The organism is Shinella granuli, assembly GCF_004341885.1.
Lineage (GTDB): Bacteria > Pseudomonadota > Alphaproteobacteria > Rhizobiales > Rhizobiaceae > Shinella > Shinella granuli.
The window spans coordinates 126,837-139,703 of record NZ_SLVX01000002.1; the positions used below are offsets into that span (position 1 = coordinate 126,837).

The 12,867-nt window shown below is 69.5% G+C and carries 18 protein-coding genes; 17 read left to right on the top strand and 1 reads right to left on the bottom strand.

Annotated elements, in window-relative coordinates; translation table 11 throughout:
* Positions 1-7 precede the first annotated feature (7 nt).
* On the top strand, positions 8-493 hold the full coding sequence (locus tag EV665_RS03810) for a YcgN family cysteine cluster protein (protein ID WP_064329496.1): 486 nt from the start codon (positions 8-10) through the stop codon (positions 491-493).
* Positions 494-500: 7 nt separating this feature from the next.
* On the opposite strand, the gene EV665_RS03815 is transcribed toward EV665_RS03810, so the two are convergent.
* On the bottom strand, positions 501-833 hold the full coding sequence (locus EV665_RS03815) for an MmcQ/YjbR family DNA-binding protein (protein WP_064329497.1): 333 nt from the start codon (positions 831-833) through the stop codon (positions 501-503).
* Positions 834-1,093: 260 nt separating this feature from the next.
* Here EV665_RS03815 and EV665_RS03820 point away from each other — a divergent pair, with 260 nt between their 5' ends.
* The 16 genes from EV665_RS03820 (at position 1,094) to EV665_RS03900 (ending at position 12,820) form a co-directional block, all read left to right on the top strand.
* The gene (locus tag EV665_RS03820; RefSeq protein ID WP_133033153.1) at positions 1,094-1,636 is read left to right on the top strand and encodes a hypothetical protein; all 543 of its coding nucleotides are present in this window, start codon (positions 1,094-1,096) and stop codon (positions 1,634-1,636) included.
* 403 nt (positions 1,637-2,039) lie between these two features.
* Positions 2,040-3,242 (top strand): DNA-packaging protein, encoded by a 1,203-nt coding sequence (locus EV665_RS03825; protein ID WP_133033154.1) that lies wholly within the window; start codon positions 2,040-2,042, stop codon positions 3,240-3,242.
* A gap of 1 nt (position 3,243) precedes the next feature.
* On the top strand, positions 3,244-3,852 hold the full coding sequence (locus EV665_RS03830; RefSeq protein ID WP_133033155.1) for a hypothetical protein: 609 nt from the start codon (positions 3,244-3,246) through the stop codon (positions 3,850-3,852).
* Between the two features lie 215 nt (positions 3,853-4,067).
* Positions 4,068-5,204 (top strand): phage portal protein, encoded by a 1,137-nt coding sequence (locus tag EV665_RS03835; RefSeq protein WP_133033156.1) that lies wholly within the window; start codon positions 4,068-4,070, stop codon positions 5,202-5,204.
* Between the two features lie 380 nt (positions 5,205-5,584).
* Positions 5,585-5,893: a DUF6107 family protein gene (locus EV665_RS03840; protein WP_064329501.1), complete on the top strand. Its 309-nt coding sequence runs from the start codon at positions 5,585-5,587 to the stop codon at positions 5,891-5,893.
* Between the two features lie 150 nt (positions 5,894-6,043).
* Complete coding sequence (locus EV665_RS03845; protein WP_133033157.1) at positions 6,044-6,601, top strand: HK97 family phage prohead protease; 558 nt, start codon at positions 6,044-6,046, stop codon at positions 6,599-6,601.
* A gap of 72 nt (positions 6,602-6,673) precedes the next feature.
* The gene (locus tag EV665_RS03850; RefSeq protein ID WP_133033158.1) at positions 6,674-7,918 is read left to right on the top strand and encodes a phage major capsid protein; all 1,245 of its coding nucleotides are present in this window, start codon (positions 6,674-6,676) and stop codon (positions 7,916-7,918) included.
* Between the two features lie 230 nt (positions 7,919-8,148).
* The gene (locus EV665_RS03855) at positions 8,149-8,718 is read left to right on the top strand and encodes a head-tail connector protein (protein WP_133033159.1); all 570 of its coding nucleotides are present in this window, start codon (positions 8,149-8,151) and stop codon (positions 8,716-8,718) included.
* Positions 8,718-9,056, top strand: a complete 339-nt coding sequence (locus tag EV665_RS03860) for a phage head closure protein (RefSeq protein WP_133033160.1) — start codon at positions 8,718-8,720, stop codon at positions 9,054-9,056. Before EV665_RS03855 ends, EV665_RS03860 begins: the two co-directional genes overlap by 1 nt.
* Positions 9,053-9,460, top strand: a complete 408-nt coding sequence (locus EV665_RS03865) for a DUF3168 domain-containing protein (protein ID WP_133033161.1) — start codon at positions 9,053-9,055, stop codon at positions 9,458-9,460. Before EV665_RS03860 ends, EV665_RS03865 begins: the two co-directional genes overlap by 4 nt.
* 27 nt (positions 9,461-9,487) lie before the next feature.
* Complete coding sequence (locus tag EV665_RS03870; protein WP_133033162.1) at positions 9,488-9,895, top strand: phage major tail protein, TP901-1 family; 408 nt, start codon at positions 9,488-9,490, stop codon at positions 9,893-9,895.
* A complete protein-coding gene (locus EV665_RS03875) occupies positions 9,895-10,251 on the top strand; it encodes a gene transfer agent family protein (protein WP_133033163.1) in 357 nt (118 codons plus the stop codon). Before EV665_RS03870 ends, EV665_RS03875 begins: the two co-directional genes overlap by 1 nt.
* On the top strand, positions 10,248-10,451 hold the full coding sequence (locus EV665_RS03880) for a rcc01693 family protein (RefSeq protein WP_245507647.1): 204 nt from the start codon (positions 10,248-10,250) through the stop codon (positions 10,449-10,451). Before EV665_RS03875 ends, EV665_RS03880 begins: the two co-directional genes overlap by 4 nt.
* A gap of 36 nt (positions 10,452-10,487) precedes the next feature.
* A complete protein-coding gene (locus tag EV665_RS03885) occupies positions 10,488-10,988 on the top strand; it encodes a phage tail tape measure protein (RefSeq protein ID WP_133033423.1) in 501 nt (166 codons plus the stop codon).
* A 309-nt stretch (positions 10,989-11,297) separates the two neighbouring features.
* Positions 11,298-11,933, top strand: coding sequence for a DUF2460 domain-containing protein (locus tag EV665_RS03895; protein ID WP_133033166.1), 636 nt, complete (start codon positions 11,298-11,300; stop codon positions 11,931-11,933).
* Positions 11,930-12,820: a DUF2163 domain-containing protein gene (locus EV665_RS03900; RefSeq protein WP_133033167.1), complete on the top strand. Its 891-nt coding sequence runs from the start codon at positions 11,930-11,932 to the stop codon at positions 12,818-12,820. The genes EV665_RS03895 and EV665_RS03900 overlap by 4 nt, the downstream gene beginning before the upstream one ends.
* The last annotated feature ends 47 nt before the right edge of the window (positions 12,821-12,867 follow it).

Sequence of the window (12,867 nt, forward strand, 5' to 3'; positions counted from 1 at the left end):
GTCGGAGATGACGATCAACAGTGCCGAAAAGCCGGACGACCTGCCGTTCTGGAAGACCAAGACCCTCGCCGAGATGACCGATCCGGAGTGGGAGAGCCTGTGCGACGGCTGCGGGCTCTGTTGCCTCAACAAGCTGGAGGACTGGGACACGGGCGAGATCGCCTGGACCTCGATCCGCTGCGTGCTGCTCGACGGGGAGAGCTGTCGGTGCTCGGACTACGAGAACCGGCAGGCGACCGTGCCCGACTGCATCCGGCTGACGGTGGAGAGCGTGGAGAAGATCTCCTGGCTGCCGCCGACCTGCGGCTACCGCCTCATCCGCGACGGCGAGGACCTCTACTGGTGGCATCCGCTGGTGTCCGGCGATCCTGACACCGTGCACCAGGCCGGCATTTCCGCCCGCGGGCGCACGGTGAGCGAGGAGGACATCGATGTCGACGACTACGAGGACTATCTCGTGACCTGGCCGCTGGAAGTGGGTGAGGGCAAGTAGCGGCGGTTCAGGGAAGGCTTGCCGCGACGAGCTTCTTCGGCGCCACGTTGCGCCAGGCGGTGTCGATGAGTTCGCGCACCCGCGCGGCGTCCGCGCCGTCGAAATAGAGCGACGTCCAGCCCTTCAACCCCCAGCCGCCCTGCACCGGCGCGCACAGGCCCGGATCGGTCTCCAGGACCAGCGCCTGCTGGTCCGGCGTGAACTTCAGGACGGCGCGGCCGGCCTCCGGCAGGGTCATGAAGACCTTCTCGCCCACCCGGAAGTCGCGCTTGCCGAAATGAGCACTTTCCCGCGCCCCCGGCATGCCGAGGGCAATGACCACGAGATCGTCGGATATCATGGAGGAAAGGTAGCATCCTTTCCCGCGGACGAAAAGTTTTCGCAGAAAATAGGAAAATAGTCCTTGACGGCGTCACGGTCGTCTGATAGGGTCATGGCATAGTCGGAAAGGTGCGGACGGAGGGATCCAGCCCGGTTTTCCCGGAGGCTGGGAGAGCGGCGATCTTCGTCCGCGGCCGGCCTTCCGCCTCTGACGCAGGAATTTATTGACAGGCGCTCGTTCCCTTCGGACCGGGCGCCTTTTCATTTGGGGGACCGGCAATGGATGCGATCGATCTCGATCTTTTCGGCGTTTTACCGGCGCCGGCGGTCTATGACGGGCTTGCGGGGCGGCAGGCGCTCTTCAAGGGCGGCGCGGCGCCGCTGCTCGACATCAAGGCGCAGGCGCCGCTCGATCCGTTTCTCGACATGCAGGCGATGCTCCTGGAGATGACCAAGGAGCTGCGCGAGCGCTTCCAGCGCTTCCAGAGCCAGAGGGCGCTGGCCGAGGGGGATGCGGACGGCGCACGGGACGAGGCCTTGCGCAAGCAGGCGCAGGCGGACGCCAAGGCGGCGATCGAGGCCGTCTCGCTGATCGTGCGCACGCTGGAGAAGATCGACAGCCTGCAGCGCACGCTTCTCAATGCACGGGCCGAGGCGGACGCGGCCGCCGACGGCGCCGAGGACGAGGCGGCGCTGGCGGCGGAGTTCGACCGGCTTGTCGAGGACCGCGTGAAGGAACGGCTGTATGCGGCGAAGGAAGACTGGATGCGCGGGCTCGGGCCTGGCGGCGATGCTGCCGCGCGCGCGGCAAGCGGACCGTAGGGCGCGGCGCGCCTGCCGGTGTATCGGGAAGACATTCGATGCGGACATGCGGACGGCGGCTGCGGGCTTGAGGATGATCGAGGAAGAGCGGAGGCGGACGGCGTTTTCGATCGAGGCCGATGCGCTGGAGGCGGGGATTTTGAGGCGGAGGAGCGGTGAAGCCTACCTCTCGTCTGAGGCTTGCCCCTCATCCCCCTGCCGGGACCTTCTCCCCGCAGGCGGGGAGAAGGGGGAACAGGCGCTCGACTGTTCCATTCCTCTTGCTTCCGATGGGGAGGAAACCCAGGCCCCATCCCCTTCTCCCCGCTCGCGGGGAGAAGGTCCCGGCAGGGGGATGAGGGGCCAGGCCGAAGGAATCGAGCCTGCCCGCGGGACACCGATAACGCCGACCAGCCGGCGCCAGATGCGCGGCTGGCACTTCCGTCGCCGCCTAGCCCAGATGCCGCCGGACGGCGACTGGCGGGTGTGGCTGCTGATGGGCGGGCGCGGCTCGGGCAAGACGCGGGCGGGCGCCGAATGGGTGCATGCGATCGCCAGCCTGAAGGCGGACCTGCGCATCGCGCTGGTGGCCGAGACACTGGGCGATGCGCGCGAGGTGATGATCGACGGCGTGTCGGGCATCTGCCGGATCGCCGGGCGGGCGCGGCCGGAATTCGAGGCCTCGCGCCGCCGGCTCGTCTGGCCGAACGGCTCGATCGCGCAGATCTTTTCCTCCGAGGACCCGGAGAGCCTGCGCGGGCCGCAGTTCCACCTCGCCTGGTGCGACGAGCTCGGCAAGTGGAAACATGCGCAGGAGACCTGGGACATGCTGCAATTCGGCCTGCGCCTCGGGGACGATCCGCGCGTGCTGGTGACGACGACGCCGCGCCCGGTGCCGCTTTTGCGGGCGCTGGCGGGCGATCCGAAGACCGCGGTGCGGCGCATCCGCACCGACGACAATGCCGGCAACCTCGCGCCGGGCTTCCTTGCGGCGATGGCCGAGCGCTATGGCGGCACGCGGCTGGGGCGGCAGGAGCTGGACGGCGAGCTGATCGCCGACCGCGAGGATGCGCTGTGGAACCGGGCACGGCTGGAGGGGATCCGCCAGCGCTATCCCGGGCCGCTCTCGCGCATCGTCGTGGCGGTCGATCCGCCGGCGACGGCCTCGGCGGCCTCCGTCTGCGGCATCGTCGTGGCGGGGCTGGACGGCACGGGGCGGGCGGTGGTGCTCGCCGACTGCTCGGTGACGGGCGCGAGCCCTGCGGGCTGGGCGGGCGCCGTGGTGCGCGCCTTCCGGCGCTTCGACGCGGACCGGGTGGTGGCCGAGGTCAACCAGGGCGGCGACATGGTGACGGCGATGCTGAAAAGCGTCGACGCGAACCTGCCGGTGACGGGCGTGCGGGCGACGCGCGGAAAGTTCCTGCGCGCCGAGCCGGTGGCGGCGCTCTACGAGCAGGGGCGGGTGGTCCATGCGGCCGCCTTTGCCGAGCTGGAGGACCAGATGTGCGATTTCGGGCCGGACGGGCTGTCCTCCGGCCGCTCGCCGGACCGGCTCGATGCGCTGGTCTGGGCGCTGACGGCGCTGGTGCTGGAGCGGGCGGGCGAACCGCGGGTGCGGGGGATTTGAGATGGCGATCGACCGCAAGGCGTTTTTCGATGCGGTGCGCGGCACGCTGTATGGCGGCCGGCTGGCGGGGACGCAGGTCGCGGGGCTGGCGGCGCTGCTCGACCGGTTCGAGCGCGGCGAGGTCGAGGACCGGCGTTTCCTCGCCTACATGCTGGCGACGGCCCATCACGAGACGGGCGGGCGCCTGCAGCCGGTGCGCGAGACCTTCGCGGCGACGGATGCAGAGGCGATCGCCCGGCTCGACCGGGCTTTTGCGGCCGGGCGGCTGCCGCAGGTTTCCGCGCCCTACTGGCGGCGCGATGGCGAGGGGAAGAGCTGGCTCGGGCGCGGGCTCGTGCAGATCACCCACCGGCGCAACTATGCGCGGCTGGCCGGGCTGACGGGCATCGATCTCGTCGGCCGGCCGGAGCTTGCGATGGAGATGGCGGTGTCGGTCGAGATCCTCTGCACCGGCATGCTCAGCGGCGCCTTCACGGGGCGGCGGCTGGCCGACCATTTCTCCGGCGCGCTCACCGACTGGGTCGGGGCGCGGCGGATCATCAACGGGCTCGACCGGGCGGAGAAGGTGGCGGGCTACGGGCGGGCGTTTTTCACCGCGCTGGGCGGGTAGCGGGCGGCATGCCGTGCGGGTGGATCCTCGGGTCGAGCCCGAGGATGACGGAGGGGAGGATAGGGTTTCCATCCCATGGAACGATGCGGCATGCGGATCCGGTGCGGTGGCCCTTCATACATCTCTTCCGTCGTTATCCTCGGGCTCGACCCGAGGATCCACCCGCACGGCACACCGTCCAACCCATTGGCGAATCGACACAATCGGAGGGCACCATGAAATTACCATCCTTCCTCGCGCGGCAGCGCCGGGCGGCCGAGACCAAGGCGTCGGGCTTCTTCGCGCTGACGGCCGAGGGTCGGGCGCACTGGTCGTCCCGCTCCTATGCCTCGCTGTCGCGCGAGGGGTTCATGAAGAACCCGGTGGCGCACCGGGCGGTGCGGATGATCGCGGAAGCGGCGGCCTCGGTGCCTTGGCTTGCCTATCAGGGCGAGGCGGAGCGGCCGGGCGACCCCTTGCTGTCGCTGCTGTCGCGGCCGAACGGGCGCCAGGCGGGCGCGGATTTCCTCGAGACGCTCTACGGGCATCTTCTGCTTTCCGGCAATGCCTTCGTGGAGGGGGTGCGGGTGGGCGAGGCGCTGCGCGAACTCCATCTGCTCAGGCCCGACCGGATGCGCATCGTCGAGGGGCGGGACGGCTGGGCGGAGGCCTATGAATACCGCGCGGGCGGGCATGTGCGCCGGCATCCCGCGGGCGAGGGGCAGGCGATCCTGCATCTGCGCCTCTTCCATCCGCTCGACGACCAGCTCGGTTTCGCGCCGCTGGAGGCGGCGTCCATGGCGCTCGACCTCTCCAATGCGGCCGCCATCTGGAACAAGGCACTGCTCGACAATTCGGCGCGGCCCTCCGGGGCGCTGGTCTACCAGCCGAAGGAGGGCGGCAACCTCACGCCCGACCAGTACGGCCGGCTGAAATTAGAGCTGGAGGAGGGCTATTCCGGGCCGGCGCGGGCCGGGCGGCCGATGCTGCTGGAAGGCGGGCTCGACTGGAAGGCGATGGGGCTCTCCCCGCGCGAGATGGATTTCGTCGAGGCGAAGAACGGCGCGGCGCGCGACATCGCGCTCGCCTTCGGCGTGCCGCCGATGCTGATCGGCATTCCGGGCGATGCGACCTATGCCAATTACCAGGAGGCCAACCGGGCCTTCTGGCGGCTCACCGTGCTGCCGCTGGTGCAGCGCACGGCGGCGGCCTTTGCGGGGTGGTTTTCCGAAGGGGCAGATGACGGGCTGCGGCTGGTGCCGGATCTCGACCAGGTGAGCGGGCTGGCAGACGAGCGCTCGGAACTCTGGGCCCGGGTGGGCGCGGCGGCGTTTTTGACGGACGAGGAGAAGCGGCGGGCGGTGGGGTATTGAGGGGGAGCGGGGATGCTTGCCCCTCATCCCGCTGCCGCGACCTTCTCCCCGTAAACGGGGAGAAGGGATATGCCTTGGCGGTTTCCTCAAGCAATGGCCGTTCGTGGGGCACGTCCCCTCTCCCCGCTTGCGGGGAGAGGGTTAGGGTGAGGGGCTGCCGGTTTTTCCAGCCAAATCAATTGGCTGCAAGGCAAGAGTGAATCATTTTGCAGAGCGCCGGACTCACTTCGTGAAAATCTTGACCCGGTTTGTGAAAGAAGCGGCGCAAGGGATTCAAAAGACTCGCTGATCGGCCCGGCCTTCCCTGGCGGAAAGCCGGCGCTTTCGGCCGCATGCGGCCCGATATCCCGGATTTCCATAATAATCTGAAAGGCTTAACAATGGCTGACTTCGGAAACGACGGCGGGCTTTGGACGGCCCGGCTGATCGGCGCGTCCGCGGGCGCGGCCGTCTCGCTCATCTATCTCCTGCCCAGGAGCCGCCGCGAGGCGGCGTGCCGGTTCCTCACCGGGCTTGCCTGCGGCCTCGTCTTCGGCGGGCCGGCGGGGCTGTGGATCGCGGTGCGGCTCGGCATTGCCGGCTATCTCGGGCCGGCGGAGATGCTCCTGACCGGCTCGGCGGCCGCCAGCCTTTCGGCCTGGTGGGGGCTGGGGGTGCTGGCGCGGCTGGCGGAGCGGATGCGGGAATAGGCGAACAGGCAACAGGCAATAGGCAATAGGCAGTAGGCGGTAGGGATGGGCGCAGCGCAGCCCCAACCACCAATTCCCTACTGCCTACTGCCTATTGGCTATTGCCTACCGCCTACCGCCCATTCCCCCTTCACATCATCGGAGACGACCATGATCACCGACGACCTGCCGGTCTGGCGGACGAAGAAATATGCCGATCTGACGCTTTCGGGCGTTTCCGGCGACGGAGTGTTTTCCGGCTATGCGAGCCTTTTCGGCGAGGTGGACCTCGGCAAGGACGCGATCGCGCCGGGCGCCTTTTCCCGCTCGCTGGAAAAGCGCGGGCCCTCCGGCGTGCGCATGCTGTTCCAGCACGATCCGGCCGAGCCGCTCGGGCGCTGGCGGACGATCCGCGAGGACGGGCGCGGGCTCTATGTCGAGGGCGTGCTTTCGCCCGGCGTGGCGCGGGCCCGCGAGGTGCTGAACCTCATGAAGTCGGGCGCGCTCGACGGGCTTTCCATCGGCTTCCAGACCGTGCGCTCGAAGACCGACCGGACGAGCGGCGTGCGCCGCATCCTGGAGGCCGACCTCTGGGAGATCTCGATCGTCACCTTTCCCATGCTGCCCTCGGCGCGGGTGTCGAACGTGAAGAATGCGCGGTGGTTCCGCGACCGGGAGACCGAGCTCGTGCGCCTCATGCGCCGGGCGGCCCGGATGATGAAACGCTAGGCTTTTGTTTTACCCGACGCCGAAGCGGTTTCGCTTCGGCTGGAAATGCCAACCGAAGAAGAGGACGACAGCATGGAGAGCCACAGGACCGCGCCGGAAATCAAGGCCGTGCCGGAAACGATGACCGCCGCCTTCGACGATTTCATGGAGGCCTTCGAGGCCTTCAAGGAGACGAACGACCGGCGGCTCGGCGAGATCGAGCAGAAGCTGACCGCCGACGTGGTGACGCGCGACAAGGTGGAGCGCATCAACCGCGCGATGGACGAGCACAAGCGCGTCATCGACCAGCTTGCGCTGAAGAAGGCGCGCCCCGCGCTCGGCGGCGGCGAGGGCGGCTTCGAGGCGGCCGAGCACAAGGCGGCCTTCTCCGCCTATATGCGCCGCGGCGACGAGAGCGCGCTGCGGGCGCTGGAGGGCAAGGCCATGTCGGTCGGCTCGGCGGCGGACGGCGGCTATCTCGTGCCGCCGGAGACCGACACGGAGATCGGCCGCCGGCTTTCCGCCGTCTCGCCGATCCGCGCGCTTGCGACCGTGCGCCAGGTCTCCGGCACGGTGCTGAAGAAGCCGTTCGCGACGGGCGGCATGGCGGCGGGCTGGGTGGCGGAAACCGCCGCGCGGCCGCAGACGGGCAATGCGCAGCTCGCCGAACTCTCCTTCCCGACCATGGAGCTCTACGCCATGCCGGCGGCGACGGCCGCACTGCTCGACGATGCGGCGGTGGACGTGGAGGGCTGGATCGCCTCGGAGATCGACATGGTCTTCGCCGAGCAGGAGGGCACCGCCTTCGTTACCGGCGACGGCACCAACAAGCCGAAGGGGTTCCTCGGCTACACGGCTGTCGCCGACGCGAGCTGGAGCTGGGGCAATATCGGCTATATCGCGACGGGCGCGGCCGGGGCCTTCAAGGCCGCGAGCCCTTCCGACACGCTGTTCGACACGGTCTATTCGCTGAAGGCAGGCCACCGGCAGAACGGCACCTTCGTGATGAACCGCAAGACGCAGGGGCAGATCCGCAAGTTCAAGGATGCGGACGGCAACTATCTCTGGCGTCCGCCGGCCTCGGCGGGGCAGGCGGCCTCGCTGCTCGGCTTCGCCATCGCGGAGGCCGAGGACATGCCGGACGTGGCGGCCGACAGCTTCTCCATCGCCTTCGGCGACTTCCGCTCCGGCTACCTCGTCGTCGACCGCACCGGCGTGCGCGTGCTGCGCGATCCCTATTCGGCCAAGCCCTATGTGCTGTTCTACACGACCAAGCGCGTCGGCGGCGGGGTGCAGAATTTCGAGGCGATCAAGCTGGTGAAGTTCGCGGCGAGCTGACTTTCTTCCTCTCCCCGCTTGCGGGGAGAGAGGCGGTCGCAGGGTATGACGCTTGTGGTGCCTGCCCCTCATCCGCCTGCCGGCACCTTCTCCCCGCAGGCGGGGAGAAGGGCATTGCGGCTCTGTTTTCCTTCTTTCTTGCACCGGCGGCGTTTCCTGACGCCGGTGCCGGCGGGCGCGGTTTCCTCCCGGCCGCGCCCGCATTCCTTTCTCCATCGCGAAGGACGATCATGACCATTGCCGAACTGTTGCCGCCGGCCGTGGAGCCGGTGACGCTTGCCGAGGCGAAGGCGCATCTGCGCCTCGATGCGGCCGACGAGGATGCGCTCCTGTCCGCGCTGGTCCGCGTGGCGCGCGAACATCTGGAGGCCGCGACGGGGCTTTGCCTGATCACGCGCCCCTTGCGCCTCTATCTCGACGACTGGCCCGAAACGCGGGTGATTCAGATTGCCAGGGGGCCGGTGCAAACCATTGAGTTGGTGACGGTTTATGATGTTGCCGGGCTGTCGGTGGACGTGGATGTGACGGGGTACGTGCTCGACGGCACGGCGCGGCCGGCCCGGCTGGTGCTGCCGGCGCGCCCGGCGACGGAGCGTGCGATCAACGGCATCGAGATCGATTTCACCGCCGGCTTCGGCGAGAGCGGCGCGGATGTGCCGGACGGGCTGAAGCGGGCGCTGCTCTTGCATGTGGCGGCCATGTTCGAGCTGCGCGGGGGGCTTTCGCCTCAGGACCAGCCGGGCACGGTGCCGGCGGGCTACGACCGGCTGGTGGCGCCCTACCGGCCGCGGAGGCTGTGATGGCGAAGGCGAGGATCATCGATCCCGGCGCGTTCTCCGCGCGGCTGACGCTGGAAGGGCCGGTCGAGACGCCGGACGGGCAGGGCGGCGCCGAACGCGGCTTCGCGGCGCTGGCAATGCTCTGGGCGGCGATCGAGCCGGTGGCGGCGCGGGCGGACGAGGCGGCGGGCACGCTGCCGGTGTCGGTGACGCACCGCATCTGGCTGCGGCGGCGGGGCGACCTTGCCGGCGGCATGCGGCTGCGCAAGGGCGCGCGGATCTTCGCCATCCGCGCCTTTCGCGATCCGGACGAGACGGGGCGCTATACGCTCTGCGACTGCGAGGAGATCCAGCCATGAGCGCGGCATCGGCCCTGCAGAAGGCGATCTTCGCCAGGCTTTCGGGCGATGCGGCGCTGACGGCGCTGGTCGGCGCGAACGGCATCACCGACCGCAGGCCCGACGGGCCGGCGGCGCCGCTGCTCGTGATCGCGGGCATCGACAGCACCGACCATTCGACGGCGAGCGAGGCGGGCGAGGAACATGTGGTGACGCTGGAGGCCTGGTCCGAGGCGGCGGGGCACCGGCAGGCGCAGGCGATGGCCGCCGCCGTGCGCGCGGCGCTCGACGACGCGGCGCTGGTGCTGGCCGGGCACCATCTCGTCCTGCTCTTCCACCGCGATACGCAGCTTCGCCGCGACGGCAAGTCCCGCTTCCACCGCGCGCAAATGCGCTTCCGGGCGGTGACGGAGCCGCATGCCTGACACCCAACTTTCGGAAAGGACCTTGCCATGGTGGCACAGAAGGGGCGCGAGCTCCTCATCAAGATCGACAACGGGGCGGGTTTCGTCACCGTTGCGGGGCTGCGCTCGAAGCGGCTGTCGTTCAATGCGCAGCTCGTCGACGTGACGGATGCGGAATCTGCGGGGCGCTGGCGCGAACTCCTCGGCGGGGCGGGCGTGCAGCGCGCGGCGGTGTCCGGCGCCGGCATCTTCAAGGACCAGGCCTCGGACGCGCTGGTGCGCGGGCTGTTCTTCGCCGGCACGATCGCCGCCTGGCAGATCGTGATCCCGGGTTTCGGCACGGTCGCGGGGCCGTTCCAGATCGCGGCGCTCGACTATTCCGGGGCGCATGACGGCGAGGTGGTCTTCGAGATCGCGCTGGAATCGGCCGGGCTCCTCACCTTCGGGGCGCTCTGATGGGCGCGCGGGCGAACCGGCACCGCGGCGAGATCGAGGCCGTCCTCGACGGCGAGCGGCGCGTGCTGTGCCTGACGCTCGGGGCGCTGGCGGAGCTGGAGACGGCCTTTGCCGTCGACAGCCTGACGGGGCTGGCGGAGCGCTTCTCCTCCGGGCGGCTGAAGGCCGACGATCTCATCCGCATCATCGGTGCGGGGCTGCGCGGCGGGGGCAATCTCTTTTCCGACGAGGACGTTTCCGCGATGGCGGTTGCGGACGGGCTTTCCGGCTTCGCGCGCATCGCGGCGGAGCTGCTGCAGGCGACCTTCGGCGCGGAGGCGCGGCCGGAAAACCCTCCGGGGCCGCATCCGGGCTGAACGGGGAGAGGGCGGCCTTCCCCTGGGAGGCGGCGCTTCATGCCGGGCTCTGCCGGATGCGGCTTTCGGCGAAGGATTTCTGGGCGATGACGCCGCGCGAGCTGGCCTTCGCGCTCGGCGTGCTGCGGCCTGTGCCGCCCGCGCCCGGGCGCGATGCGCTTGCCGCGCTGATGCGCGCCTTTCCCGACCACAAGGAGTGAACGATGGCGGATGCGGATGACAGACCTCTTGCCGGCATGCTCGACGACGCCGGGCAGCTTTCGGCGGTCTTCGACGATCTCGAGGCGCGCTCGCGCTCCTTCGGCGCGGCGCTGACGAGCGCGCTGAAGGGCGCGGTGGTCGACGGCAAGGGGCTGGAGAGCGTGTTGCGCGGGCTGGCGCTGCGCATGAGCGACATTGCGCTTTCCGTCGGGCTGAAGCCGCTGGAAGGGGTCCTGTCCTCCGGCTTTTCCGGGCTGCTCGGCAGCGTCACGCCCTTCGCCAAGGGCGGTGTGGTGGCCTCGCCGACCTATTTCGGGACCGGCGGCGGCGTCGGGCTGATGGGCGAGGCGGGAGCGGAGGCGATCCTGCCCCTGAAGCGCGGGCCGGACGGGGCACTGGGCGTTGCCGGCGACGGCGGCGGGACGCGCATCGTCTTCAACGTGACGGCGCAGGATGCGGCGAGCTTCCGCAAGTCCGAGGGGCAGATCGCGGCCATGCTGACGCGCGCCGTGGGGCGCGGGCAGCGCAGTTTGTGAGGACGAACGCTCCTCATCCCGTTGCCGCGACCTTCTCCCCGAGCGGCAGGGTTATCGCCCATGGAGTTCGACGTCGCCACACCCCCTTCTCCCCCGCGGGGAGAAGGTGCCGGCAGGCGGATGAGGGGGATGGCGAAGGCGCAAAGGCTCTATCCGAGCCACCCCCTCATCCGACCCTTCGGGCCACCTTCTCCCCGCGGGGGAGAAGGGAGAACGGCACCGCCGAACTCTGTAGGCGATAATCCCGCCCCTCGGGGAGAAGGTCGCGGCAGCGGGATGGGAGGCAGGAGCATTTTCGGAGAGATGGGCATGGCAGGATTTCATGAGGTGCGGTTTCCGCTGCGTGTCGCGCTCGGCACCAGCGGCGGGCCGGTGCGGCGGACGGATATCGTCAGCCTTTCCAACGGGCGGGAGAACCGCAATCGCCGCTGGCACGATGCGCGGCGGCACTATGATGCGGGTTCGGGCGTGCGTTCGGTCGAGGATCTCTATGCGGTGCTCGCCTTCTTCGAGGCGCGGGCGGGGCAGTTTTACGGATTCCGCTTCCATGATCCGGTGGACCACAAGTCCTGTTCGCCGGGCGGGACGATGAGCGCCATGGACCAGCAGATCGGCACGGGGGACGGTGCGACGGCGGCCTTCCAGCTCGTCAAGCGCTATGCGGATGCCGGCGGGGAGACGGTGCGCACCATCGACAAGCCGGTCATGGGCACGGTGGTCGTCTCGGTGGCGGGCAGCACGCGGCCGGCGGCGGACTATACGGTGGACCATGCGACGGGTGTCGTCACCTTCAAGCCGGGCAAGATACCGGCTTCGGGCGCCATCCGGGCGGGCTACGAATTCGACGTGCCGGTGCGCTTCGACACGGACCGCATCGACATCGACCTCGCGCAGTTCGATGCCGGACGCATTCCCTCCATTCCGCTGGTGGAGATCCGGCCATGAGGACGATCCCGGGCGGATTGCAGGCGCATCTCGACGGCGAGGCGACGACGCTGTGCCATGCCTGGCGGGTGACGCGGCGCGACGGCGCGGTGATGGGCTTCACCGACCACGACCGCGATCTTTCCTTCGGCGGGCTCGCCTACCTGGCGGCGAGCGGCTTCGAAGCGAGCGAGACGGAGGACGGCAACGGGCTTTCCGCCGAGGGCGGCGACCTCTCGGGCGGGTTTTCAGCGGAGGCGATCCGCGCGGAAGACCTTTCGGCGGGGCGCTACGACGGGGCGAAGGTCGAGGTCTATCGGGTCAACTGGCAGAACCCCGCGCAGCGGCTGCTGCTGCGCACGGCCGAGCTTGGCGAGGTGCGGCACGAGGGCGGGCTTTTTCGCGCCGAGCTGCGGCGGCTGACGCACCGGCTCGACCAGGTGCGCGGGCGCATCTACGGGCATCGCTGCGATGCGGTGCTGGGCGACGGCCGGTGCGGCGTGAACGCGGCGGCGCCGGCCTTCCGGGCGACGGCGACGGTGGGCGCGGTGCTGGACGACATGCGGCTGCGGGTGAGCGGACTCTCCGGCTTTGCCGAGCGGTTCTTCCGCTACGGCGTGCTCACCTTCACGAGCGGGGCGGCGGAGGGGCTGACGGCGGATATCGAGGACCAGCGCAAGGTAGCGGGCGGCGACGAGCTGACCTTCTGGCAGCCGGTGCCGGCCGGGGTGGCCGCGGGCGATGCGATGCAGGTGACGGCGGGGTGCGACAAGCGCTTTGCGACCTGCAAGGCCAAGTTTGCCAACGGACTGAATTTTCGTGGGTTTCCGCACATGCCCGGTAGCGACTTCACCTATGGCTATGCCGATGGCGAGACGGTGCATGACGGGAGGCCGCTCTATGCGTGAGATGCTGCGAGCTGCCCCTCATCCGGCCTGCCGGCCACCTTCTCCCC

Coding starts and splice junctions, on each gene's coding strand:
- EV665_RS03810 (WP_064329496.1), top strand. CDS start 8: ATGACGATCAACAGTGCCGAAAAGCCGGACGACCTGCCGTTCTGGAAG.
- EV665_RS03815 (WP_064329497.1), bottom strand. CDS start 833: ATGATATCCGACGATCTCGTGGTCATTGCCCTCGGCATGCCGGGGGCG.
- EV665_RS03820 (WP_133033153.1), top strand. CDS start 1,094: ATGGATGCGATCGATCTCGATCTTTTCGGCGTTTTACCGGCGCCGGCG.
- EV665_RS03825 (WP_133033154.1), top strand. CDS start 2,040: ATGCGCGGCTGGCACTTCCGTCGCCGCCTAGCCCAGATGCCGCCGGAC.
- EV665_RS03830 (WP_133033155.1), top strand. CDS start 3,244: ATGGCGATCGACCGCAAGGCGTTTTTCGATGCGGTGCGCGGCACGCTG.
- EV665_RS03835 (WP_133033156.1), top strand. CDS start 4,068: ATGAAATTACCATCCTTCCTCGCGCGGCAGCGCCGGGCGGCCGAGACC.
- EV665_RS03840 (WP_064329501.1), top strand. CDS start 5,585: ATGGCTGACTTCGGAAACGACGGCGGGCTTTGGACGGCCCGGCTGATC.
- EV665_RS03845 (WP_133033157.1), top strand. CDS start 6,044: ATGATCACCGACGACCTGCCGGTCTGGCGGACGAAGAAATATGCCGAT.
- EV665_RS03850 (WP_133033158.1), top strand. CDS start 6,674: ATGGAGAGCCACAGGACCGCGCCGGAAATCAAGGCCGTGCCGGAAACG.
- EV665_RS03855 (WP_133033159.1), top strand. CDS start 8,149: ATGACCATTGCCGAACTGTTGCCGCCGGCCGTGGAGCCGGTGACGCTT.
- EV665_RS03860 (WP_133033160.1), top strand. CDS start 8,718: ATGGCGAAGGCGAGGATCATCGATCCCGGCGCGTTCTCCGCGCGGCTG.
- EV665_RS03865 (WP_133033161.1), top strand. CDS start 9,053: ATGAGCGCGGCATCGGCCCTGCAGAAGGCGATCTTCGCCAGGCTTTCG.
- EV665_RS03870 (WP_133033162.1), top strand. CDS start 9,488: ATGGTGGCACAGAAGGGGCGCGAGCTCCTCATCAAGATCGACAACGGG.
- EV665_RS03875 (WP_133033163.1), top strand. CDS start 9,895: ATGGGCGCGCGGGCGAACCGGCACCGCGGCGAGATCGAGGCCGTCCTC.
- EV665_RS03885 (WP_133033423.1), top strand. CDS start 10,488: ATGCTCGACGACGCCGGGCAGCTTTCGGCGGTCTTCGACGATCTCGAG.
- EV665_RS03895 (WP_133033166.1), top strand. CDS start 11,298: ATGGCAGGATTTCATGAGGTGCGGTTTCCGCTGCGTGTCGCGCTCGGC.
- EV665_RS03900 (WP_133033167.1), top strand. CDS start 11,930: ATGAGGACGATCCCGGGCGGATTGCAGGCGCATCTCGACGGCGAGGCG.